The organism is Superficieibacter sp. 1612_C1, from assembly GCF_015234305.1.
Taxonomy (GTDB): Bacteria; Pseudomonadota; Gammaproteobacteria; order Enterobacterales; family Enterobacteriaceae; genus Superficieibacter.
Genome location: NZ_JADGMI010000003.1, coordinates 481,884 through 505,188, shown reverse-complemented (window position 1 = coordinate 505,188; position 23,305 = coordinate 481,884). Strand labels below are relative to the sequence as shown.

Below are 23,305 nucleotides of genomic sequence, written 5' to 3'. Positions count from 1 at the left end.
AACTCCTGGATACGACGCGTTTATTTGCTAATCAGTCTGTCGAGAGCCACGGCGGCAATGATCAGCCCGCCCATCACCACCAACTGATAATAAGTTTGTACTTGCAGGATATTCAGCCCGTTGTTGATGGTGCCGATGATCAGCCCACCAATCACCACCGAGAAGATGCGGCCCTTGCCGCCGAAGAAACTGGTGCCGCCAATAATGGCGCTGGCGATGGCGTAAGTTTCAAACCCCATCCCCGCCAGCGGTTCCGCAGCGCCCAGCCTTGCAGTGGAGACCACGCCCGCGAGGCCCGCGCAGATACCGGAAATAATAAACACCACCAGGATATGAAACTTCACATCAATGCCGGAGTAAAACGCCGAGTTTTTATTGCCGCCGAGGGCGTAAATATTGCGTCCCAGCCGCATACGGGTGGTGAGGAACCACAAAATAAGCGCCACGATCAGCGAGAAAATGACCGGTACCGGTATGCCGATTACGCTGGCGGCAAAGAAGTTAACGAAATCAAACGAAAAGCCATAAACCGAGTTGGCGTCGGAAATCACCAACGTCACGCCGCGAAAAATCGCGTTAGTGCCGAGGGTGATAATAAACGGGTGCAGTCCGGTCCAGTTCACCAGACAACCGTTAATCGCTCCCAGCGCGCCGCCGACCAGCACGCCGCCTATTAGCGCCGCAAGGAACGGATCGACGCCAGCGAGCATCAGTTTGGCCGTCACCATGCCGGAAAGCGCCAGAATCGCGCCAACCGAGAGGTCGATACCGGCGACCAGAATGGCGAAAAACTCTCCCATCCCAATCAACACCGTTACCGAGCTTTGCACAAAAATTTGCGTAATATTGTTCGCGGTCAGAAAGTATTCCGACGACAGCGTGCCGAAAATCGCCACGATAATTGCGAGGATGAAAAAGGTGCCGTACTTATCCCAGAACAGCGCGAAGTTAAACGGCTTTTTGCCGTCCACATCGCCTTTTACTCTTGTGGTAATGCCCATGCCATAATCTCCTCTTCGCTCATATCATCGCGATTGGTCAGGATTTGCGTCAGTCGCCCTTCACAGAACACCGCGATGCGGTCACAAACGGCGATGATTTCCGGAAGTTCAGATGACACCATCAGGATGACTTTTCCCTCGTCAGCCAGTTGGCGCATCACTTTGTAAATTTCCGCTTTCGCACCGACATCAATACCGCGCGTCGGCTCATCAAAAATAAGGACTTCCGGATTGCAGTTGAGCCATTTGGAAATCAGCACCTTTTGCTGATTGCCGCCGGAGAGTTCGGTAATGTTCTGATCGACAGAATGGCATTTCAGCGCCAGCAGGTTGCGCTGCGCCTCGGCGGTTTTATGCTCATCAGCCTCGCGAAACAGGCCCATCGCGCCTTTATAACCACCGTTCTTCAGGCTGCGGCTAATCGCCATGTTCTGCGCAATAGAGAAGTTGGGGAAAAAGCCGTTATCGCGTCGGCTTTCGGTGATGTAGCCCATCCCTTTTTTCAATGCGTCGAGCGGAGAGCGGGGAGAAATGGTCTGTCCGTTCAGGCGAATTTCACCGCTGCTGCGTTTATCGACGCCGAATAAGCAGTCCATCAGTTCGGTACGCCCGGAACCGACCAGCCCGGCAAAGCCGAGGATCTCGCCGCGGTTGACGCTAAAGGAGATATCGCGAACCTTTTTCTTATCCCGACTGGTAACGTTTTTCACCTCAAAAACGGTGTCGCGCTCGACGTTGCCGGTGTTCTCTTTCATCACGTTAAAACGGTTTTGCAGTTCGCGACCGACCATCAGACGCACGATATCGTCATTGGTAACGTCGCTGACTCTGCCGCTGCACACGCTGCTGCCGTCCTTCATTACCGTATAGCGATCGCAGATACGGCGAATTTCCGCCAGCTTATGCGAGATATAAACAATTGCCGTGCCCTCTTTACGCAGCTGATTCATGATCAAAAAGAGATAATCCACTTCCTTATTAGTGAGCGATGACGTGGGTTCATCCATAATGATGACTTTTGCATCCAGCATTAACGTCTTGGCAATTTCCAGCATCTGCTTATGGCTGATAGATAAATTTGCCACTTTTTCATCAAGATCCACTTTCAGACCAATGCGTAATAACATCATCGCCGCGCGCAAACGCATCTCTTTCCAGTCAATAACATTAATGCCGCAGACTTTCTTCGTCAGATGGCGGCCGATATAGAGATTCTCCAGAACCGTTAATTCATCAATGACGCTGAGCTCCTGGTAAATGATACCGATGCCAAGCTGGGCTGCCAGTTTATGATCGAGCTTGTCGTAATTGACGTTATTAATCGTAATGATACCTTTGGTCGGGTCGTGTATTCCCGACAGGACTTTCATTAACGTCGATTTACCGGCACCATTTTCACCTAACAGGGCATGGATCTCATGCGTATAGATCGTTAAATCAACCGATTTTAAGGCGTGAACCGGACCAAAAGATTTGCCGATCCCCGCCATGGAAATATATGGCGTGACCATAAGTCGCCTCTACACAATATTGGCTAAATTCCCCAGGCCGGAGGCGTATTACCCCCCCGGCCTGGCTACAGACTTACTTTGTGACCAGAACAGAATCTACGGTCTTTATTTCCGGTGATTTATCCAGCGGGATCACTTTGCCGGTTTTGGCCGCATCAACCATCAGCTTCAGGCCAGTGGCACCGATATCCGCCGGATTCTGTGCCACCGTAGCGGTCATCTGGCCGCCATCGACCATCTTACGGGCTTCCGGGATACCATCGGTGCCGACCACCAGCACCTTACCTGCCTTGCCTGCGTTGGCAACGGCCTGCGCCACGCCCATCGCCATCGTGTCATTCGCGCAGTAGAACGCTTTCAGGTTCGGGTTTCGCTGCAAAACATTGGTGGCAACATCGAGTGCTTTGATGCGGTCCCAGTCGGCAGGCTGGCTGGCAACCAGTTTGATCTGGCTGGCTTTTTTGAACGCATCTGTTGCGCCGTTACGGCGGGCTTCTCCGGATGCGTTTCCGGCTTTGCCTTCAATAATCGCCACTTCGCCGCCTTCAGCGCCCAGTTTATTGATAATAAATTCTGCACCTTTCGCGCCGACAGCGACGTTATCGGTGGTGACGAAGCCTTCGACATTCCCGCCCGCTTTTTTCAGGTTATCCATATCGATTTTTTCATCGAGATTCACCAGGTAAATCCCCTTTTTCCACGCGCGGGCTACCGGCATCACCAGGTTAACGGAGGAGAGGGGAGCAAAGGCGATGCCTTTATAATTCTTGTTGCTCAGATCTTCGAATAACTGTAATTGTGACTGGAAATCACCTTCGGACGGCGAGGCAAAAATATCAACGCTGACACCAAGCGTTTTGGCTTCATCTTCAATTCCCTTTTTCATATCCACCCAAAATGGGTTAGATAATGTTTTTAATACCACAGCGTATTCGGCAGCCGCAAATGCGCTGGTGGATAACATTAGGCCCACGGCAGCACCGCTGAATAATTTCAGATATTTATTCATAACAATGATCTCAATGGTAGGGTAGAGGTGAGTCCATCCCGCGGATAGACTCTATGCCCGTCATACTTCAAGTTGCCTGTGCGTTGGCTTTCCCCAGTCACGGACTGGAGTACGCTCCCGGGGATTCACTGCGTCGCCGCCTTCATGCAACTCGAATTATTTAGGGTATATTTTATTTCAGCGCGCCTGGTGAAAAGTAATCAACAATTGCGCCGGTTTTTTTCATATTTAATGTTGCCTGTTCAATGTTTTGTTGCGCCACAGAAACAAAGAATGCATCTAATAAGGTTAATTGTAATATCCGCGCCGAAGCGTTACGCCCTAATAGCGGCGTCTCTGGCGCAGGTGAGCAAATAATAAAATCTGCCAGTTTGGCAATCGGCGAGTGATAGCTGTGGGTGATACAAATGATCTTCGCGCCATTCTTCTTCGCCAGTTCGGTGGCCGATTTTAAATCGCTGGTCCGCCCGGAGTGGGAAACGACCAGTACCACGTCACCTTCCTTCAGCAGTGAGGCCGACATCATCATAATGTGGGCGTCCTGATAAGACTGGCAGCGCACGCCGATGCGTAAGAATTTATGGTGAATATCGGCACAGATGGCGTTCGATCCACCTACGCCATACAGATCGCGCTGTTTTGCCTGATAGAAAAAACGCGCTGCCCGGTGGATCTCATCCACGTTAACGATCGACTGCCCTTCCATAATGGTGCGCAGGGTGATGTTAAAGACTTTATTGACCACGTCCAGCGGGGCTTCATCAAAGGCAAGCTCAGCGGGCAGAACCTGTTCAGACTGAGAGAAATAGTCCACCAGCGCGCTGCGCAGATTACGAAAGCCGCTAAAACCCAGCAGTTTTGAGACTTTCACGATCATCGCTTCCGAGACCATCAACGCTTCTGCCACGTCTTTTATCGCTGGCGCGTCGCTCAGGTTACCCGGTGACAGCAACCAGTCCACTATCCGGCTTTCATTTCCGGTCATGCCTTCCTGCTTCATTCGCAGGTAAGGGGCCAGGCCGATGCCATTGGGAAGACCTTGATCAAATTCTGTCTGACTCATTGCTCTGTGTGTCCTTGAAGTGAAGACATCACTATATCACCACAGCGGAAACAATAAATATGTTGACCACTTCACAAAAATAGTTAATTCATAAAGTTTTAGTTTTTGTGAAGTTTATGGTGAGGGCTAACGGGTTGTGGTTCATTTTAAAATATTATAATTCATGTACTTGTGTTGATATTAACTATGGGTGGTCGCAGCTCTATTACCCGTATATCTCATAATCATGACTTGATTTGTGAAATCACGGCGTGTAGAACAGGCGTCGGTCCCGGTGTTTTTGGGGATTTTATCAACATGTACCGGTCTTAAATCACAAACTACACCGGGCCAGTAAAGTTTGGCGTAAAGCGAGGCAAAAATGAAAAAATTGGCGTTGGGTTGCGATCATGTCGGATTCATCCTTAAACAGGATTTGCTGGCGCATCTTCACAGCAAAGGCATCGAGGTTATCGACAAAGGCACATGGTCGGAGGAGCGCACCGACTATCCGCGCTATGCCAGCGCCGTGGCGGAAGCAGTCATACAGGGCGAGGTAGACGGTGGGTTGCTCATCTGTGGTACCGGCGTGGGGATATCAATTACCGCAAATAAGTTTCCCGGTATTCGGGCGGTCGTGTGTAGCGAACCGTATTCTGCGCAGCTTTCCCGCCAGCACAATGATACAAACGTGCTGGCGTTTGGCTCACGTGTGGTCGGACTGGAGCTGGCAAAAATGATCGTTGATGCCTGGCTGGCGGCGGAATTTGAAGGTGGCCGACATCAGGCGCGGGTGCAGGCGATTTCAGAGATCGAACAACGACGCGAATAGCATCACCATTATTTTGTGCCACCCGTTTCAACACAGGTAGCGCGTGGGATCGCCATCAGTCGTTCGCCGCTCGTCAGGATCAGATCGATACCCAGTGGCGCTGACAAAGGGCGTTCCATCAACTCATGCAGTAAGCACGTCGGCAGTTTTGGCGCGACCATGCGCTCCTCTGCGATACCACTTCCGGTCAGTCGCAGCATATGCCCACCGCTGAGGCTGGCAACGTCTAAAATCAACATGGCGTTACCGCCAAAGCGCAAATTCTGCTGCACGACATGATGACTGGCGGTAGCGGGTAACCAGACAGGAGTATCGCTACCGGCAAGCGCCATCAGTCGATTTGCCGTAGCGAGATCGAGCGGATGGTCGAGCGAAATAATCACGCCCGGCTCGCTCAGGGCTTTCATTAAGCGACGGGAGCCTGGCGGGGTGGTCTGCGCGGGCAGGGTAAACGCGGTTTGTAGGGTCATACATTATCTCCGCCAGGTAGAGTTAAAAGTCATTCCGGCTGGCTGGCGATTTTACGGCACGGTGACGAGATCATTATTAGATGTAGCCTGCTGAGAGGCACATTCATCGTGACGGTTTTAGATGACAATTTCGTTACGGCGGCGTGAACGGGAGATGAAGAGTAGAAGGAAGGTATCAGGCGGACAGGGTGTGCCCGCCCTGAGGATCAGTTCTTTTTCACAAACTCTGATTTCAGCTTCATCGGGCCAAAACCGTCGATTTTACAATCAATGTTGTGATCGCCTTCAACCAGGCGGATATTTTTCACTTTGGTGCCGATCTTCAGCATTGAAGAGCTGCCTTTCACTTTCAGATCTTTCACCACCGTCACGCTATCACCATCCGCCAGCAGGTTGCCATTGGCGTCTTTGACGATCAGCTGGTCGTGATCCTGTGCGGGCTCGGCGTCGTTCCATTCATGGGCGCATTCCGGGCAGATGAACATACCGTTATCTTCATAGGTGTATTCGGAATTGCATTGTGGGCAATGGGGAAGTTGCATGTTGTGATCCTCATAAGTGCTTGCAAAACTGGCAGTTAGCCAGAAAAACCCGGCATTTTACCGGAAAAGGCGGCGATTATACCCTAAATTCCATACTTTTGTTGCTGCTATTGTTGGATCTTTATGCGGCGGTTAGCCGCTGCGAAGAGACGTTCCTCGACTAAAGAGAATTTTTATGGCCGGAAATTGCTACCCTTAACTATTTCAGATATGGTGAAGCTACGCCTTTTCCCCAATAAGAGTGCGATTTCTTGCCAGCTACCACTGCCTCTGCGCGTGGTCAGATATATCCAGCTGTTTATTAAAAATGAGCTACGCTGAACATTTTCCTGTCGTTTGAGGAGTATGCTATGTATTGCTCATTCAGCGTCAAAAAAATATATTAGCTAATGCCAACGGGTATTATGGCGTTAAAACTATTTGCCATATAAAAATTATAGAAATCTAAAATTGGTAATAAAAAGTCTGACAAATAAAACCAATAAAATTTGCGTTAAGGGAAGACTTTAACCATGTACACACAGACAATCTATGAATTAAGCCAGGAAGCTGAACGCCTGTTACAGCTTGCGCAGCATCATTTGCAGGCGATAAAAATTCCGCTTCCCGAGCTTGTGGATGGCGAGCCTACTATTAATGGTAGCCAGGATCAGCACCATTTTAGTGCGCGAGGTGTGGACGCTCAGCAAGCCGCATTAAATAACGAATTACGTAAAATTACCCGCCTGGAAATGGTACTGGCGATTATCGGCACAATGAAAGCAGGTAAATCCACCACCATTAACGCTATTGTCGGTACGGAGGTTTTACCTAATCGTAATCGTCCGATGACGGCATTACCCACGCTCATTCGACATACTTCAGGGCAGAAAGAGCCTATTTTGCATTTCTCGCATGTTGCTCCCATTGAAAAGCTGATGCATGAGCTACAGGGGAGCCTGAGACAGGTTGAGCGGGAAACTCTGGCTCAACATCTTGAAATCGATAAAGATATGGCGTTGTTATTAGAAAGTATTATTAACGGCGTGGCATTTGAAAAACATTATCTGGGTGCCGAACCTATTTTTCACTTTCTAAAAAGCCTCAATGACCTCGTCAGACTATCACGAGCGTTAAACGTTGATTTTCCCTTCTCTGATTATGCCGCGATTGAGCATATCCCGGTAATTGAAGTTGAGTTTATTCATTTATCCGGGCTGGAAACCCATCCGGGTCAACTGACGTTGCTGGATACGCCGGGACCGAATGAGGCCGGACAGCCACACCTGCAAAAAATGCTTAATGAGCAACTGGCGCGCGCCTCAGCAGTGCTGGCGGTGATGGACTACACCCAGCTCAAATCGATTTCGGATCACGAGGTGCGCCAGGCGATCTCTACGGTGGGTAAATCTGTCCCGCTCTATGCCCTGGTGAATAAGTTCGATCAAAAGGATCGTAATAGCGACGATGCAGAGCAGGTGCGGGCGCTCATCTCCGGTACGCTGATGAAAGGACTGATTGCGCCGGGACAGATCTTCCCGGTCTCTTCCATGTGGGGTTATCTGGCCAATCGCGCACGTTACGAGCTGACAACACACGGCAAGCTGCCCAATCCGGATGAACAACGCTGGGTGCAGGATTTTGCCGAGGCGGCGCTCGGGCGGCGCTGGCGTACTGCCGATCTGGATGATATTGAACACATCCACCATGCCGCCGATCTGCTGTGGGAGGACTCGCTTTTCGGACTGCCGATCGTCAGCCTGCTGCATGCCGCGCACGCCAACGCGTCTCTCTATGCCCTGCGCTCAGCCTCGCATAAATTACTGAACTACGGGCAAAGCGCCCGGGAATATCTTGAGTTCCGCCATCAGGGACTGACAGTCACCTTCGAGGAGTTGCAGCGTAGCATTACGCTACTGGAAGAGGATATGGCGCAATTACGGCTGAAGCACGAAGGCGTGCGGGATGAGATCAACCATGAAGTTGAGCAGTTGCTCGCCACGGTGACCGATTTTGCTGCCAGCCAGCAGTGTGAGACCCGGCGTGAGATTGAAGAGAGTTTCAGGCCCATGCGCTTGCTTAGCCTGATGAGCCTCAGTCATGGCGATTTCCGTCAGGATAATGAGACTGGACACAAGCAGCTGGTGTTGAGTAACGAAAGCCAGGCGCAGATTATGCTGAGTAAAGTTCGGATGGCCTGTGAAACCACGCTGACGGCGGCACAAGAAACGGCATCACGCGAGTTAACGTCACGTTTTAGCCAGTTAGAATCCACCCTGACGCGCACGCTCAACGATACGCTGCGGCCCATCGAACAACGGGTCAAACAAGAACTCAGTCAGTCCGGTTTTAGCGTGCGGATCGCTCTGCCTGCGTTTCAGACGAGCAGCGTGAGTTTCAATGCGCCGCAATTATTTAACGACGTCATTGTTGCCGAAGATAACGACGGTGACGCGCCGACGCGGACCTCTGGCATGCGCGAAGCGGTGTCGCGCTGGCTGAATAATCCCAACTGGGGCTGGGATGATTATGTTATCTCCACCACGCGCTATGTCATCGACCTTACCGCGCTGGAGGAAAAACTGACCCGTCAAGTTGATGATTTTTATACGCAGCTCATCACCACCGTTACCACGCAAGTGGAGCTTTCCGTCTCGTCGGCAATGAATGCCTTTTTCAATGAATTTTCACACACGCTGAGCGGATTACAAAACAGTTTGCAGGACAGCCTGGCCTTGCGTCAGCAGCGTGAATCGACGGTTAAGGCCTTGCGTCAGCAACTGCAACACAGTTTGACCACCGTGCGTTGGATCCAGGAGGACGCGCGTTTGCTGCGCGACGATATTCAAACTCTTTTTGCGGCTGAAAACCCATGAATACGCCATTGCTGGATGGGCCCGCGCGCCCGCTTGAATCTGTTCATGCAAAATTTATCGTCGAACTGGTATTGGGGATTGATAACCCCCGGCAGACGGCAATTGCCCCTCAGCAGTTACGTTTTCGCGAACGTTTAATGAATGACATTATGGCTCAGGCACAACTCCGATCCTGGTCAATGGTGGATGCGCTCAGTGAAAATCCGGCGATGCGGGTGGGGCTGGCGGATAAGCTGGCCAGCACGCTGGATCCGGGGTATCTAGCGTTAACTAAAATGGGACACCATCTGCATATTCTGCAACAGAAGGGCAATGAGACGCCCGGCGTGCTGCAACTTTATGCCACCACGGGGGAGCGTTTTCTCCGCCGTGCAGAACATAAACAGCGTGCATTATCCCGGCGCGGTCTGATGGTGCAGGCTGGCGAACATAGTGAGCAAGTTTTTACCCGTTGGCATGCAGGAAGCTACAGCGGCTGGTCGCTGGCGGGCCGCTGTTTCGTCGCGCTGGAAGAGCTGCGCTGGGGAGCGTTCGGCGATGCCTGCCGCCTGGCAACCGGGGAGGCGAAAGCGCTGCTGATGGATAATTTACGCGCGACGGCCACTCAGTATCTGGCACAAAGCATTAACGCCGCGCCCGCCACCCGTCATTTTTATCATCAATGGCTGAGCACGCCGGTAACTCCCGCACCGATGGATCATAAAGAGATGTTGTGCTGGCTTGGCAGCGCCTGCGACAGCGAGCGGCACCCGGTGAGCTGGTCGGTCACGCAGACCTGGCAGACTATCGCGCTGGGGATGCCGAGACTATGTTCAGCCATGCGACTGGCCGTGGCAATGGTCGATGAAATCTTTCAGGAGGAGAATTTTTTCACCGTGGCGTAAGGGCGCTTCTCCTCTTTTTTTTCGCTGCACGATAATCCCCGTTAACGTACCCGGCTGAATTTCGTGAAGTTGATCACGTTTTTAAACGCTGGTAGGGTAGATGTATTATTCATGGCGTGAATGCGTTTGGTTATGCAGGCTTTGGTCAGCCAGCATAAGTAAACCTGCTACGCTTGAAGTGTGGATTGACGATCATGAAGCACCGCTCGCGAACAACCGCCGTCGTCAAAGGTTGACGATGCGTTTGCGTTGCTCATTCAGGGCGAAAGTTAACGAGGATAACTATGCTTAAAAGGAAAAAAGTAAAGCCAATCACCCTGCGCGATGTCACCATCATTGATGATGCCAAACTGCGTAAAGCGATTACCGCGGCTTCGCTCGGTAACGCGATGGAGTGGTTTGATTTCGGCGTTTATGGCTTTGTCGCTTATGCGTTGGGTAAAGTCTTTTTCCCGGACGCCAACCCCAGCGTGCAGATGATCGCCGCGCTCGGGACCTTCTCCGTTCCCTTCCTGATTCGCCCGCTGGGCGGCCTGTTCTTCGGGATGCTTGGCGACAAATACGGTCGGCAAAAGATACTCTCTATCACCATTATTATCATGTCGGTCAGTACCTTCTGTATCGGCCTGATACCTTCCTATGAATCGATTGGCATCTGGGCTCCGATCTTACTGCTGCTCTGTAAGATGGCGCAGGGGTTCTCGGTCGGCGGGGAATACACCGGCGCGTCCATCTTTGTGGCCGAATACTCTCCCGACCGTAAACGTGGGTTTATGGGCAGTTGGCTGGACTTCGGGTCCATCGCCGGGTTTGTGCTCGGGGCAGGGATCGTGGTGCTGCTGTCGGCCATTGTGGGTGAAAATAACTTCCTTGACTGGGGCTGGCGTATTCCGTTCTTCCTGGCGCTACCGCTGGGTCTGATTGGTCTCTATCTGCGTCATGCGCTGGAAGAGACACCGGCATTCCAGCAGCATGTTGATAAGCTTGAACAGGGCGATCGCCAGGGGCTCCAGGAAGGTCCGAAAGTGTCCTTTAAAGAGATCGCCACTAAACACTGGCGCAGCCTGCTGACCTGTATTGGTCTGGTCATCGCGACCAACGTGACCTATTACATGCTGCTTACCTACATGCCGAGCTACCTGTCGCATAACCTGCACTATTCGGAAGATCATGGGGTGCTGATTATTATCGCCATCATGATCGGCATGTTGTTTGTTCAGCCTGTTATGGGGCTGCTGAGTGACCGTTTTGGCCGTCGTCCTTTCGTGCTGCTGGGCAGTATTGCGCTATTTGCGCTGGCAATCCCGGCGTTCATCCTGATCAACAGTAACGTCCTCGGCTTAATTTTTGCCGGCCTGCTGATCCTGGCCGTGGTGCTTAACTGCTTCACCGGGGTGATGGCCTCTACGCTGCCAGCGATGTTCCCAACGCACCTGCGTTACAGTGCGCTCGCCAGCTCGTTTAATATCTCGATCCTGGTTGCCGGTCTGACGCCGACGCTGGCCGCCTGGCTGGTGGAAAGCACGCAGAACCTGATGATGCCAGCGTACTATTTGATGGTCGTCGCGGCGATTGGTTTGATTACCGGCCTGACCATGAAGGAAACCGCGAATCTGCCTCTGAAAGGCGCTACCCCTGCGGCGTCTGACCTCCAGGAAGCGAAGGAAATTCTTCAGGAGCATCACGATAACATTGAGCAGAAAATTGAAGATATCGACAAAGAAATTGCCGATCTTCAGGAGAAACGTTCTCGTCTGGTGCAGCAGCACCCGGTGATTAACGACTGAGGGACAACGCCTTATTAACTGGGCCCGGCCTTATGTGCCGGGCTTTTTTATATCCCTCTCTTTGCAACGGCACGTCTCGTATTGGCTATTATCGTGATAATTTGCGATGATGAAGAAAGCGAAGTGGACAGACCACAAATGGCTTTTGGTCGGTCCACATTTTACGTCTAAGCGAGCGTGACAGAAATGAGATTATATCAGGAGATAGGGCAAAAATTACGCGATGCCATCCAGCAGGGTGTGTTCAAAGCGGGGGATAAACTCCCGGCGGAGCGCGATATCGCGGCCCAGTTCAGCGTCAGTCGCAGCGTGGTAAGAGAAGCGCTGATCCTCCTTGAGCTGGAGCGATGCGTGGAAATACGCAAAGGGTCCGGCGTGTATGTTCTTCCTGCTTCTCCTGATGCCGTATCGTCACCGGCACCTGAATCGGATAGCGTGAACTGCGGCGTTTTTGAACTGCTACAGGCCCGGCAGCTTCTGGAGAGTGAAATCGCCGGATTTGCCGCTCTCCAGGCCACTAAAAATGACATCGTTGAACTGCGTAAAGCCGTTGAACTGGAACGCGTGCAGCTCTCTTCTGGCACCATTGCTGACGATACCGATGAGCATTTTCATTATCTGGTCGCTATGGCGACACAAAACGCGGCGCTGGTCGCCATTGTGCAGGAAAGCTGGAAGCTGCGTCACCGTTCCGGCATGTGGCAGAATCATCATCACGATACCAGCGATTTTAGCGCGCGCTGGGCGTGGTTTGAGGATCGGCTGCGTATTCTGCAAGCTATCCAGCATCGCGACGCCGCCGCCGCAAAACAGGCGATGTGGCAACATATAGAAAACGTGAAGAACAAAATGCTGACGCTGGCGGACATCTCCGCTGCGGATTTTGACGGTTACCTGTTCACTTCCACACCGCTGGATAACAAAAAATCGCTGTAATGCCATTATTGGTCAGGCCAAAAATGACGTTAACCGCCAAGTTGACTGACCAATTATGTGCCCCGCCTCACACTCTGCACCTGAGCGCCTTTACCGCTGGCAAAAACTTCTATTAAGCTCATTTTATCGCCTTCCCCGGTTTAGCCGATCATCTGGAGAGTCATATTATGCGCCATTAATATCGTCCTGAATAATGTTTTCCCTGTTACTTTTTTCTTTGGCGAATTCGCTTTTTTTTAAGCGAAGGGCAGCCCTGTATTCATTATAAGAGATGGCCTATGACCGATTACGCGCTCTCTAAGTATTTACCGCTTAAGAATATAATTACCTTTGATAATTTTAATTATGGCCATTGTGGCTGGTTAGATCTGCGACCTAATTTTGTTAAAGCCGGTTTTGCGCCGCATTCGGAAGAAATCGATCTTATTCACTGGGGGCCGACAATGCTCTCCTCCGCCACGTTTCCAATGATGGGAACGCACGGCGCGATGAGCGGTAGCCGCTCCCTAAAGTTGACGACCCGGGCCAATAGCGCGCCCATCGACCAGCCGCCCGCGCCGGGCAGCATGGGGCTGGCGATTAAACGTATGGCGGTTCCCGGCAGCCTGCATTTGCTCCAGCTGGAAGCCTGGTTTACCTTCACGCCGGAGCCTTCGGTGGCCGGGCTTGGCGACCGCGACGTGCGTGCCTTTGGCTGTTTTATCGATCTGCAAAGCCAGCAAAACCGCTGGATGCCGGGGGTACGCTATGTCAACAGCGCCGATGGCGAATATATTAAGCGCTGGCAATATTTCCGGGTTAATGAGGGTGTCGATCACCGCCGCTGGAATTATGGCCACGACGGCTGGCATAAGGTTGGCGTTGACAGCCAGTGGTATGGGCAGCGCCAGGCTGACGGGTCCGCCGATGGTTTTCAGTGGGTTGAAGACGGGCATCAGGATCTGGTCGCTAATGAAGCCGATGATAAAATTAACTGGATGTATATGCGTTTAACGGTGGACGTATCCCGCAGAGAATATGTGGAATTACAGTGCATGGATAAAGTTATGGATCTCCGCGGAAAACAACCAACGCTGGCACCAGAATATAAAGGCATTACCGGTTTGCTTAATCCGGTGTTCTTTATTGAAACGGGCGCTAACCGACGCGTTTTCCTTTACCTGGATTCCGTGGTTTTATCCACCGGTGATTACCTTAATCGTCAGGCGTGAGGATGAATTAATGAAAGAGTTTTATACCTCGGTCGTGGAATTACGCCAGCCGATTAAAAATACCTTTTTAACTGAACCTTATGAATGTGGCTGGGCAAACGAAGCGCTGTTCTTTTTAACTGTTCATCCGGAGCTGGCGGATTTTACGCAAATAGTGGTCAGGCCAAAAATCTCGCCCGATGGTATTCACTGGATCGATGCGCCAGGCGAGGCAACGAGAGTGGATAAACCGGGCACCATCGCCATTGCGCAATCGCATTTTGGCGGCTGGCTGTGCCTTGAACTTACGCTCGCAGACGCTAAACAGGCTGCGATGATCACTTTACATCTGGCACTGAAGGGGTGAGCCATGTCTAATGCAAAACGTTCGGCGCTGGCCTCCACTGTAGGCACTGCGCTTGAGTGGTATGATTTCGCGCTTTACGGCATGGCCAGCGCGTTGATTTTTCCTTACGTTTTTTTCCCGGAAATGAGCGGCGCATACGGCATCCTGGCATCGTTCGCTACTTTTGGCGTGGGCTTCTTTGCCCGTCCCTTTGGCGGCCTGATCGTCGGCTCGCTCGGCGATAAACTGGGTCGCCGGGGCATGCTCTTTTTCACCCTGGTGCTGATGGCGGTATCCACCACGCTGATTGGGTTGATTCCGGCTTATCACACCATCGGTCTGTGGGCACCGATCCTGCTGGTCATTTGCCGCCTGGGACAGGGTTTCGCGGCGGGCGGAGAGTATTCCGGCGCGGTATTGCTTTCGGCGGAACATGCCGGGAAAAAGAACCGCGGGCTGTTTGCCTCTATTCCGGGGGCAGGTAATGCGCTGGGATCGATTATTGCCAGCCTGGCGATCATCGCCGTCCAGCAGTTACCGCGTGAAGAGATGATTAGCTGGGGATGGCGGGTTCCGTTTGTCGCTTCATTCATCATCGGGATCGTGGGGATTTGGATCCGAACCGGCGTGGCAGAAAGCCCTGAGTTTAAGGCGGTTAAAGTCACGGATGCCCCTAAACGCCTACCGCTGGTCGAAGTGTTTCAGCGCAAACCGCGCAATTTTATCGGTGCTTTCCTGCTAAGCATCGGACCCAATGTCACCTCCTATCTTCCCTCGGCATTCGCGCTGACCTATCTGGTCGTGCATGTCGGTGTGGATAAAAGCGTCGGCGTCATGGGAGTGATGATCTGCAATTTCATTAAATTCATTACCGTGCCTGCGGCAGGAGCCTTTAGCGACAAATTCGGTGCCAGGAAGGTCTTTCTGGCTGGCGCAGTGGGTCTGGGTGTATTGATTGTGCCGTTTTTCCTGCTGCTGAATACCGGGGAGCAGGGGCTTATCTGGCTGGGGATGTTCCTCATCTACTGCGCCTGTAATGACGCGATGCTGGGCGCGCAGGCGGCGATGCTATCGGAAGCGTTCCCCGCGCATATACGCTATACCGGAATGGCAGGCAGCCGCGAGCTGGCTGGCGCGGCGGCAGGCGGGACATTGCCGTTTATCGCTGTCGCCCTGCAAAGCAGCGCGGGCGGTGCGTGGTGGCCTATCGCGTTTTACGCCATTGTGCTGGCGGTGCTGGCCGCCGTGGGCGCGCTGATGCTACGTCATGGTGACGATAACCCGGATGAACTGCGCGTAAAGGGAGCCGTTACCGATCATTAACCTCAATGCCCGGCACGCCGGGCATCTCCTTAACGCTCGCGAAACGCTTCCGCTCTGGCGCGCAGGATTGGTTTCATCAGGTAAGCAAGGATGGTTTTCTTGCCGGTGATAATATCCACCGAGGCGACCATGCCCGGAATGATTAACAGCGGCTTGCTGTCGCTGCCGAGATGGTTTTTATCGGTACGCAGGCGGATCACGTAGTAGCTTTTACCGTCTTTATCCGTCACCGTATCGGGGCTGATCTGTTCAAGTTTACCTTCCAGACCGCCATAAATGGTGTAGTCGTAAGCGGTAAATTTGACGATGGCCCGCTGCCCCGGATGCAGGAAGGCGATATCCTGCGGGCGGATTTTGGTTTCAATCAGCAGCGTGTCATCCAGCGGCACAATCTCCACCAGGTCGTTGCCCGGCTGGATCACGCCACCGATAGTATTGACCAACAGTTGCTGCACGATACCTCTCACCGGCGAGGTGACCAGCGTGCGGTTAACCCGGTCTTCAATCGCCTTCCCCGACGCCTCAATCTTACTCAGATCGGTACGTGCTTCATTCAGTTGTGAAAGGGCATCGCTACGGTAGCGTCCCCGGGTCTCGGCGATTTTACTCTGGATCTCTTTAATCGCCGCTTCTGCGCCGGGGATCGAGAGCGTTACAGAATCAAGCTGGCCGCGCGTATCGACCTCAGAGCGCTGGAGACGCAGCACTTCTACTTTGGATATTGCGCCCTTAGCTACCAGCGGTACAGACATGGAGATTTCCTGCTGGAGCAGGCGCAGACTGTTACGGAACTGGGCCTGTTTAGCTTTATAATCGAGCAAATCCTGCTTTTTCTGCACCAGTTGTTCGTTTAACCCGGCAATTTCATCCTGAATGCGTTTATTAACGCTGTTAAAAAGGTCGATTTCCCCCTGAGCGATGTCCGGTGCTTGTTTGACGATCTCCGGGTTAAGCGTCAGCGTTTGCTGGTCGTTTAACTGTGCGTTAAGACGCTGGATGCGCGCCTGCAACGACAGCCGATCGGCTTCCGTCTCCCCGGCGTTGGATTTGAAGCGCGTATCGTCCAGGCGCAGCAGCGGCGCGCCAGCCTGCACCACTTCCCCTTCGTGGACAAACACCTGCGCCACAATTCCGCCTTCCAGGTTCTGTACTTTTTGCAGCCGGGAGGAGGGGATCGCGCGTCCTTCGCCGCGCGTCACTTCATCAATACTGGCAAGCGAGGCCCAGACAATCAGCGCCAGAAAGAAGGCGAAAATCGCCCATAGCGTAATACGCACCACGCGAGGTGAGTCGTCCAGCAGAGCCTTATTCACTTCGCTGGTGGAGAACTGATTCGCGCTTTTATCGCCGGAGAGCCAGCTCAGCAGACGGTTAGCGGTTCGCATGGATCTGTCCTTTTTTCAGCGCGCTCATCACGCTCTCTTTCGGTCCGTCGGCAATAATTTTACCGTTATCCAGAATAATCAGCCGATCGACCAGTGACAGCAGGGAGGCACGATGCGTAACCAGCAGCAGGGTTTTTTGACCGATCACCGTCGCCAGCGCTTTCTTAATCAGATCTTCGCTGGTGTTGTCCATTGAACTGGTGGGTTCATCCATTAACAACACGGGGGGATCGAGCAGCAGCGAGCGGGCAAGGGTCACCGCCTGGCGCTGACCGCCGGAGAGATTCATCCCGCGCTCGCCCACCTGCATACTGTAACCAGACGGGTGACGGCGGGCGAACTCGTGGACGCCGCTGATTTGCGCCGCGCGCAGCATGGTTTCTTCATCGACATAGCTTGCGCCGAATAACAGATTGTCGCGCAGCGTACCGTTGAACAGATGCACATCCTGCGGCGCATAGCCGATGTTATGCCGCAGATCGTGCACGTCAATTTGCCGGGCATCGATGCCATCAATCAGCACGCTGCCCGCATCCGGCTGGTAAAAGCCGAGCAGCAGCTTCGCCAGCGAGCTTTTTCCCGATCCGCTACGCCCGATGATCCCCACCTTTTCACCGGGCGCGATACTCAGCGACACGTTGGTCAGCGCGGCATTCTGGTTATCGGGATAGCTGAACGTTACGTCGCGCAGCTCAATCGCGCCGGAGAGCGTTTCGCGTTTTAACGGCACCTCAACCTGCTCGCTTTCCTGTTCCAGCGACATCATGCGGTCGATGGTTGTTTTGGTCATACTGGCGCGCTGGTAGCGGGTGACCAGACTGCAAAGATGGCTCACCGGGATCATCGCGCGGCGGGTCAACAAATAGCAGGCAATCAGCCCGCCCATACTCAAATTGCCGCCGATAATGATATAGACCCCGGCCACCACGATACTCACACCGCAGACCTGTTGCAGCCAGGTGGTGAAATTCACTGCCACGTAAGAGAGCGACTTCACCCGCATCTCCAGCTTGCTGAGCTGGCCGATAATCTGCTCCCACTGATACTGACGGTCGCTCTGGGCGTTATTGATCTTAATGGCATCCAGGCCGCCCAGCGTTTCAATCAGCATTGCCTGGCGCTCGTTGGCGAGCTTATAGGTTTTTTCGATAGTGGACAGTAGCGGGCGTTGAATAGCCCAGTTCACGAGCAGCGCGACGGGATAGGCCAGCAGCGGAATAAACACCAGCGGGCCGCCAATGATGCCAATCACCAGCAGGATCAGCAGGGTAAAGGGCAGGTCAATCAGCGCGGTCAGCGTCAGCGATGAGAGAAAATCGCGCAGCGACTGGAATTCCTGAAAATTCTGCGCGAAGCTGCCGACGCGTTTGGGACGCGTCTTTATTTTCATCCCCAGAAGACGTTCAAACAGCGCGGCGGAAACAATAAGATCGGTCTTTTTCCCCGCCAGATCGAGGCAGACACTGCGTAAAATCTTGAGGATAAAATCAAACACAAACGCAATCGTAATGCCAATCGCCAGCACCCATAGCGTAGCGGTAGCCTGATTGGGCACCACGCGATCGTAGACGTTCATCACGAACAATGGTGTCGACAGGGCGATGATATTAATAATAAAACTGGCGACGACCGCATCTACATACAGCAAGCGGGAGAGCTTTAACGTATCCCGGAACCAGTTCTTTGTCCGCGGGATCGTCGCGGTCGGCTGGGTATCATACTCATGCTCCGGCTGGATAAAAATTGCCTTGCCTGCATAGTTTTCCGCAAGCGTCTCACGCGGCACGCGGATCTCGCCGCCTTCCGTTTCACTCGGCAGCAGACGCGCCTGACCCTGCTCATCCCACCCGAGCAGCACGGCGGCGCGATCGTGGGTTAACAGCACAATGGCCGGTAGCGAAAGCGCGGTTATCTTCTCAAGCGGGCGCTGGATCGCCCTGGCTTTCAGCCCGGCGCGCTGCGCCGCGCGGGGGAACGTGCTGAGCGTCAGCGAGTGCGCCGACAGCGGCAGTCCGGCGCTGAGCATTGTACGAGTTGCGATAATGCCGTGCAGTTTGCACATCACCAGCAAACAATCCAACAACGGATCGTCATGATGTAGTCGTGGGTCGTTTTTTATTACGTTATCAACAGGAGCGTCTGAGATATCCTGGATATCGGGGTAAGCAGCCATAACCTGACCTTTATTACCGTTGGCGGATCCAACGCAGGCATAAGTAAAAACGGGTTATTTCCGCAGCCAGTACGTGAAATAACCCATCAGATCTTTTTAATATAAGATTTATTTAAGTTCCGGTAACTCGTTTTTTGACGTCTGCATATCATCCAGCGGCTGTGCGGCAGACGGCGGCTGGATATTCAGCGTTTTCAACAATAAACCGGTCCGGGCGCTAATACGATAGGTATTAAACATCTCGGTGAATTGCATCTCAACATAGCGCCGCTGGGCGGTAAATACTTCGTTCTCACTGTCCAGCATATCCAGCAGAGTACGATCCCCGAGGCTGAACTGCTCCTGGTAAGCGGTGCGCACGGTCATACTGCGATCCGCATACTCTTTGGCAATCGGCACCTGTTTTTCGGCGTTTTGCAGGGCGTTCCACGACAGACGCAGCTCTTCGTTCAACTGGCGCAGGGCGTTATTGCGGATGTCTTCCGCCTCTTTCATTTTATAGGCGTAGGAGGTGAGGGTGGCCTTATCGCTGCCGCCGTTATACAGGTTGTAGCGCATGCGCAACATCGCCTGCCACTCCTGGTCATGACCGCGGGTGCCGTCGATGTTGTTGTCCATCCTTCTGCCCACGTCCAGGTCCACATCAGGATAAAACCGCGACTTCTGGGCTTCATACTGCTGACGGGTGGCCTCCACATCTGCCGCCGCCTGTTTTAACAGCGGGCTGTTTTCCAGCATGTTTCTTTTCGCTTCTTCAAGCGACGCGGGCGCCGGGACCTTCATCGGCATCGTCAGATCGACCGGTTCAGTGCCGGTCACGCTTTGATAATTGGCCTTCGCATCTTCCAGATTAGTCTGCTCGGTCAGCAGATTATTTCGCGCCTGCGCCAGACGCGCTTCCGCCTGCTCATAGTCCGCCTGACGGCCCACGCCCTGCTCGGTACGCAGCCGTATTTGATCGAACACCCGTTCGTGATTTTTCAGGTTCTCTTCCGCCAGCGCGACCATTTTCTGCCGCATCAGCACGCCAATATAGGTTTGAACGGCGGTCAGCGCGGTATCTTCGCTGGTGTTCAGCACCGTCCAGGCGCGTGAGTTTACCGTCGCTTTCTGGCGGGCGACTTCGCTGGTGGTGGCAAAACCGTTAAACAGGTTCTGCGTCAGATTAATACTGGATTCGCTGCGGTGCAGATCGCGCAGATGATCGCCTTCCGCGCGGGTGGTTGAGTTATCCGTCTGTTCCCAGCCGGTGCCCGCCCGAAGATCCAGCGACGGTAAATAACCGCCCTGCGCGGCGCGCAGATCCTGATCCGCGGAATAACGGCTATTGGACGATGAGCTGACTTCCGGGTGCCAGGCCAGCGTATCTTTAATCGCTTTTTCGAGCGTCGTGGCATGTGCCGCACTCAGCGTGAGCAGCGAAAGGGATATCCCTGATAATAATTGGCTGCGATATTTCATAGGTCGTCCTTTGCTAACGATCATTTCCCTGAATGTTGCCCATCAGAGATGATGTCTTCAGATAATTAACTTTTCATTCCCTGTTCTGATAAAACAGGAAGGATTTATACCCAGGCTCCAGCATGGATGCCGTTATCCTCCCCGGGCCGGTGGGATAACGGCGGATACGTTTAACTGTGCAGCTCTTCCGGTTTCGCGATCAGGTTTTCAACCAGCGACTCGTCGACGGCATGATAGCTTTCGGCGATGTTCGCATCGGGAACCGCAGGGGTATTGGCTTCCGCGCCCGCGCTGTGATCTGGCTCTGCCGCTGGCCCCGGTTCGATCGTCGGGATCAGGCTGGTGAGATCTTTGCCGTCATCCGCATCGCTGACGACATCGCTGAGCTGGATCGGATCGTCCGCTGCCAGGATCGAGGCGACAGCGTGATCGGCCTCAGCGTGATCGTCGGTCGCTGTCTGGGCATGCTCTGGGGTAGTGGCGTGATCGTCATGGCTATCGTCCAGCAGATTGCTGAGCGAGGTATCCTCTGGCGTGGCGGGGTGAGTATCCGCTTCAGCGACCGTGATGCTGGTCGGCTCCTGGCTCAGATGTAGCTCGCTATCATCAATTAGCCCGGCGGTCTGATGATCTTCCTCAGCCGTTACTGGCTCGTTCTGCGTTGCCTCATGACTGTCACTTTGCGTGTCCGCCTGGTGGCTGTGATCGTCCGTTTGCTCGTGGGCATCAGTATGATCGTTTGACGTATCGGCACTGTCTTCATGCGACATTATCAACGTATGGGCGGCCGCATCACTATGATGCTCATCGGTGGTCACTGCCGAATCGCTGTTATCATAATGGGTGCCGTTTTCACCGTTAATGGTGAATTCAGTTTGATGCTGATCGGCTACGGTAGAATCAACGCTCAGCGTGATATCGCCCAGCTTGCTCTGGCCCTCCGGCAAATCCACCGTCAACTGACCATCAAACGTCGAACCGTTCAGCGTCAGGGTATAGACGCCGTTATCCCAGCTCACCGCACTATGATTACCGGTAAATGTCGCCCCTTCCGGAATACCGGTGAGGGTAATCTGGGTGAGATGGGCATCTGTGATATCGCTGGCCAGCGCCAGATGAATATCCACGGTGATATGCTGAACCGTGTTGGTGGTTACCGTCGTCGTTGTGGTTCCCGACGACGAGGTTGTACCGTTGCCAAAAATCACGCCTTCAATATGGTTGGCATTTTCATACAGCCCCTTACCGGTGGTTTTATCGGTAATTTTCAGGCCGTCATAAGTGTTATTCTGCGTGCTGGCATTATTATTCGAGCTATAACTAACGTTGTAATTCTCGCTATTTCCCGAAACAAAAATATAGTCTTTTCCGGCATCGCCCTGCGCAACGCCGCCATTACCGGTAATGCCCTTCAGATCCCTGAACTGCGCCTGACTCGGCTGCCAGTCACCCTGCTGGTAATAGCCCCCGGTATGACCGCTGACGACAAAAATATCGCTATAGCCTTTGGCGGTGTCGTCGGTGTTCGCATTACTGGACTGATCGTAATATTTAATCTGCGAGGCGTTATCGTGTGCAGGCACGCTATCGCCCGCGATTTTGCCATCCGGACTGGTCGGGGTTAGCCACACCCGAACGTTTGAGCCGATGGCAACAATCTTGCCATCCTGAATATCGAAACCGTTGGGATCCTTGCTGCCACCATTGATATGGATGACTTCACTGCCCGTTTGTACCGTATTTTGGGCAACGTCGACTTTGACGTCGAGATCGGTGTGGGCGTCGGCGTCGGCATCGGCATCGGCGTCAGAATCAGCGTCTGCATCAGCATCTGAATCGGCATCGGCATCGGCATCGGCGTCAGAATCTGCGTCGGAATCAGCGTCCGCATCGGCATCAGAGTCAGCATCGGCATCTGCGTCTGCGTCTGCGTCGGCATCAGCATCGGCGTCGGCATCCGCGTCAGAATCAGCGTCTGCATCGGCATCAGCGTCAGAGTCAGAGTCAGCATCAGTGTCTGCATCGGCGTCAGCATCCGCATCGGAATCAGCATCAGCGTCCGCGTCGGAATCGGCATCGGCATCAGCGTCGGCATCCGCATCGGCATCAGAGTCTGCATCGGCGTCGGAATCGGCATCAGAGTCAGCATCGGCATCAGCGTCCGCATCCGCGTCAGAATCGGCATCGGCATCGGCATCCGCGTCAGAATCAGCATCAGCGTCGGCATCAGCGTCGGCGTCCGCATCTGCGTCAGAATCTGCGTCCGCGTCAGAATCGGCATCGGCATCGGCATCAGCGTCCGCATCAGCGTCCGCATCGGAATCGGCATCAGAGTCTGCATCGGCGTCGGCATCTGCATCAGCATCAGCATCAGCATCGGCGTCAGAGTCTGCATCAGCATCAGCATCGGCGTCAGAGTCTGCATCGGCATCTGCGTCTGAGTCGGCATCTGCGTCCGCATCTGCATCGGCATCTGCGTCGGCATCGGAATCAGCGTCAGCATCGGCATCGGCGTCAGAATCTGCGTCTGCATCTGAGTCGGAATCGGCATCGGCATC

Annotated in this window: 18 protein-coding genes and 1 pseudogene; 8 read left to right on the top strand and 11 right to left on the bottom strand. The window is 53.4% G+C overall.

Translation table 11 applies throughout. The features are described from left to right. Positions 1 to 20: 20 nt before the first annotated feature. The 4 genes from alsC to alsR form a co-directional block, all read right to left on the bottom strand. Complete coding sequence (gene alsC / locus INT84_RS13570) at positions 21 to 1,001, bottom strand: D-allose ABC transporter permease (protein WP_194207203.1); 981 nt, start codon at positions 999 to 1,001, stop codon at positions 21 to 23. Beyond that, positions 980 to 2,512 carry a D-allose ABC transporter ATP-binding protein AlsA gene (alsA, locus tag INT84_RS13565; protein WP_194207202.1) on the bottom strand — a complete coding sequence of 511 codons (1,533 nt, stop codon included), beginning with the start codon at positions 2,510 to 2,512 and terminating at the stop codon, positions 980 to 982. The genes alsC and alsA overlap by 22 nt, the downstream gene beginning before the upstream one ends. A gap of 73 nt (positions 2,513 to 2,585) precedes the next feature. Beyond that, complete coding sequence (alsB, locus tag INT84_RS13560; RefSeq protein ID WP_176918798.1) at positions 2,586 to 3,521, bottom strand: D-allose transporter substrate-binding protein; 936 nt, start codon at positions 3,519 to 3,521, stop codon at positions 2,586 to 2,588. 172 nt (positions 3,522 to 3,693) lie between these two features. Further along, positions 3,694 to 4,584, bottom strand: coding sequence for a D-allose utilization transcriptional regulator AlsR (gene alsR, locus INT84_RS13555; RefSeq protein ID WP_194207201.1), 891 nt, complete (start codon positions 4,582 to 4,584; stop codon positions 3,694 to 3,696). Between the two features lie 361 nt (positions 4,585 to 4,945). On the opposite strand from alsR, the gene rpiB reads away from it, so the two are divergent. Then, positions 4,946 to 5,395 (top strand): bifunctional allose-6-phosphate isomerase/ribose-5-phosphate isomerase RpiB, encoded by a 450-nt coding sequence (rpiB, locus tag INT84_RS13550; RefSeq protein WP_194207200.1) that lies wholly within the window; start codon positions 4,946 to 4,948, stop codon positions 5,393 to 5,395. Positions 5,396 to 5,403: 8 nt separating this feature from the next. On the opposite strand, the gene INT84_RS13545 is transcribed toward rpiB, so the two are convergent. Beyond that, on the bottom strand, positions 5,404 to 5,865 hold the full coding sequence (locus INT84_RS13545; protein WP_194207199.1) for a phosphonate C-P lyase system protein PhnH: 462 nt from the start codon (positions 5,863 to 5,865) through the stop codon (positions 5,404 to 5,406). 206 nt (positions 5,866 to 6,071) lie between these two features. Then, entirely contained in the window at positions 6,072 to 6,407 is a 336-nt protein-coding gene (locus INT84_RS13540) for a zinc ribbon domain-containing protein YjdM (RefSeq protein WP_176918794.1), read from the bottom strand. Between the two features lie 512 nt (positions 6,408 to 6,919). Here INT84_RS13540 and crfC point away from each other — a divergent pair. The 7 genes from crfC to INT84_RS13505 all read left to right on the top strand — a co-directional run bounded on the left by crfC (position 6,920) and on the right by INT84_RS13505 (position 15,728). Next, positions 6,920 to 9,262: a clamp-binding protein CrfC gene (crfC, locus tag INT84_RS13535; RefSeq protein WP_194207198.1), complete on the top strand. Its 2,343-nt coding sequence runs from the start codon at positions 6,920 to 6,922 to the stop codon at positions 9,260 to 9,262. Beyond that, a complete protein-coding gene (locus tag INT84_RS13530; RefSeq protein ID WP_194207197.1) occupies positions 9,259 to 10,146 on the top strand; it encodes a diguanylate cyclase regulator RdcB family protein in 888 nt (295 codons plus the stop codon). The genes crfC and INT84_RS13530 overlap by 4 nt, the downstream gene beginning before the upstream one ends. 284 nt (positions 10,147 to 10,430) lie before the next feature. Then, complete coding sequence (gene proP, locus INT84_RS13525) at positions 10,431 to 11,933, top strand: glycine betaine/L-proline transporter ProP (protein WP_194207196.1); 1,503 nt, start codon at positions 10,431 to 10,433, stop codon at positions 11,931 to 11,933. A 186-nt stretch (positions 11,934 to 12,119) separates the two neighbouring features. Then, a complete protein-coding gene (locus INT84_RS13520; RefSeq protein ID WP_194207195.1) occupies positions 12,120 to 12,869 on the top strand; it encodes a GntR family transcriptional regulator in 750 nt (249 codons plus the stop codon). A 278-nt stretch (positions 12,870 to 13,147) separates the two neighbouring features. Then, on the top strand, positions 13,148 to 14,080 hold the full coding sequence (locus INT84_RS13515) for a DUF6772 family protein (RefSeq protein WP_194207194.1): 933 nt from the start codon (positions 13,148 to 13,150) through the stop codon (positions 14,078 to 14,080). A gap of 10 nt (positions 14,081 to 14,090) precedes the next feature. Continuing rightward, the gene (locus tag INT84_RS13510) at positions 14,091 to 14,426 is read left to right on the top strand and encodes a hypothetical protein (protein WP_194207193.1); all 336 of its coding nucleotides are present in this window, start codon (positions 14,091 to 14,093) and stop codon (positions 14,424 to 14,426) included. Between the two features lie 3 nt (positions 14,427 to 14,429). Continuing rightward, complete coding sequence (locus INT84_RS13505; RefSeq protein ID WP_194207192.1) at positions 14,430 to 15,728, top strand: MFS transporter; 1,299 nt, start codon at positions 14,430 to 14,432, stop codon at positions 15,726 to 15,728. A gap of 29 nt (positions 15,729 to 15,757) precedes the next feature. On the opposite strand, the gene INT84_RS13500 is transcribed toward INT84_RS13505, so the two are convergent. From INT84_RS13500 to INT84_RS13480, 5 genes and pseudogenes are all read right to left on the bottom strand, one after another. Then, complete coding sequence (locus tag INT84_RS13500; RefSeq protein ID WP_194207191.1) at positions 15,758 to 17,113, bottom strand: HlyD family type I secretion periplasmic adaptor subunit; 1,356 nt, start codon at positions 17,111 to 17,113, stop codon at positions 15,758 to 15,760. Further along, positions 17,100 to 19,286 carry a type I secretion system permease/ATPase gene (locus INT84_RS13495; RefSeq protein ID WP_194207190.1) on the bottom strand — a complete coding sequence of 729 codons (2,187 nt, stop codon included), beginning with the start codon at positions 19,284 to 19,286 and terminating at the stop codon, positions 17,100 to 17,102. The genes INT84_RS13500 and INT84_RS13495 overlap by 14 nt, the downstream gene beginning before the upstream one ends. A 108-nt stretch (positions 19,287 to 19,394) precedes the next feature. Then, a complete protein-coding gene (locus INT84_RS13490; protein ID WP_194207189.1) occupies positions 19,395 to 20,747 on the bottom strand; it encodes a TolC family outer membrane protein in 1,353 nt (450 codons plus the stop codon). Between the two features lie 170 nt (positions 20,748 to 20,917). Then, on the bottom strand, positions 20,918 to 22,330 hold the full coding sequence (locus INT84_RS13485; RefSeq protein ID WP_194207188.1) for a hypothetical protein: 1,413 nt from the start codon (positions 22,328 to 22,330) through the stop codon (positions 20,918 to 20,920). A gap of 38 nt (positions 22,331 to 22,368) precedes the next feature. Beyond that, positions 22,369 to 23,305, bottom strand: a pseudogene (locus tag INT84_RS13480) (hypothetical protein); the annotation flags it as partial.

Bases quoted from the DNA above. Each gene is read 5' to 3' on its own strand.
- crfC (WP_194207198.1), top strand. From the start codon at position 6,920: ATGTACACACAGACAATCTATGAATTAAGCCAGGAAGCTGAACGCCTG.
- alsR (WP_194207201.1), bottom strand. From the start codon at position 4,584: ATGAGTCAGACAGAATTTGATCAAGGTCTTCCCAATGGCATCGGCCTG.
- rpiB (WP_194207200.1), top strand. From the start codon at position 4,946: ATGAAAAAATTGGCGTTGGGTTGCGATCATGTCGGATTCATCCTTAAA.
- INT84_RS13520 (WP_194207195.1), top strand. From the start codon at position 12,120: ATGAGATTATATCAGGAGATAGGGCAAAAATTACGCGATGCCATCCAG.
- alsC (WP_194207203.1), bottom strand. From the start codon at position 1,001: ATGGGCATTACCACAAGAGTAAAAGGCGATGTGGACGGCAAAAAGCCG.
- INT84_RS13500 (WP_194207191.1), bottom strand. From the start codon at position 17,113: ATGCGAACCGCTAACCGTCTGCTGAGCTGGCTCTCCGGCGATAAAAGC.
- alsA (WP_194207202.1), bottom strand. From the start codon at position 2,512: ATGGTCACGCCATATATTTCCATGGCGGGGATCGGCAAATCTTTTGGT.
- INT84_RS13495 (WP_194207190.1), bottom strand. From the start codon at position 19,286: ATGGCTGCTTACCCCGATATCCAGGATATCTCAGACGCTCCTGTTGAT.
- INT84_RS13545 (WP_194207199.1), bottom strand. From the start codon at position 5,865: ATGACCCTACAAACCGCGTTTACCCTGCCCGCGCAGACCACCCCGCCA.
- alsB (WP_176918798.1), bottom strand. From the start codon at position 3,521: ATGAATAAATATCTGAAATTATTCAGCGGTGCTGCCGTGGGCCTAATG.
- INT84_RS13510 (WP_194207193.1), top strand. From the start codon at position 14,091: ATGAAAGAGTTTTATACCTCGGTCGTGGAATTACGCCAGCCGATTAAA.
- INT84_RS13540 (WP_176918794.1), bottom strand. From the start codon at position 6,407: ATGCAACTTCCCCATTGCCCACAATGCAATTCCGAATACACCTATGAA.
- INT84_RS13505 (WP_194207192.1), top strand. From the start codon at position 14,430: ATGTCTAATGCAAAACGTTCGGCGCTGGCCTCCACTGTAGGCACTGCG.
- INT84_RS13515 (WP_194207194.1), top strand. From the start codon at position 13,148: ATGACCGATTACGCGCTCTCTAAGTATTTACCGCTTAAGAATATAATT.
- INT84_RS13530 (WP_194207197.1), top strand. From the start codon at position 9,259: ATGAATACGCCATTGCTGGATGGGCCCGCGCGCCCGCTTGAATCTGTT.
- proP (WP_194207196.1), top strand. From the start codon at position 10,431: ATGCTTAAAAGGAAAAAAGTAAAGCCAATCACCCTGCGCGATGTCACC.
- INT84_RS13490 (WP_194207189.1), bottom strand. From the start codon at position 20,747: ATGAAATATCGCAGCCAATTATTATCAGGGATATCCCTTTCGCTGCTC.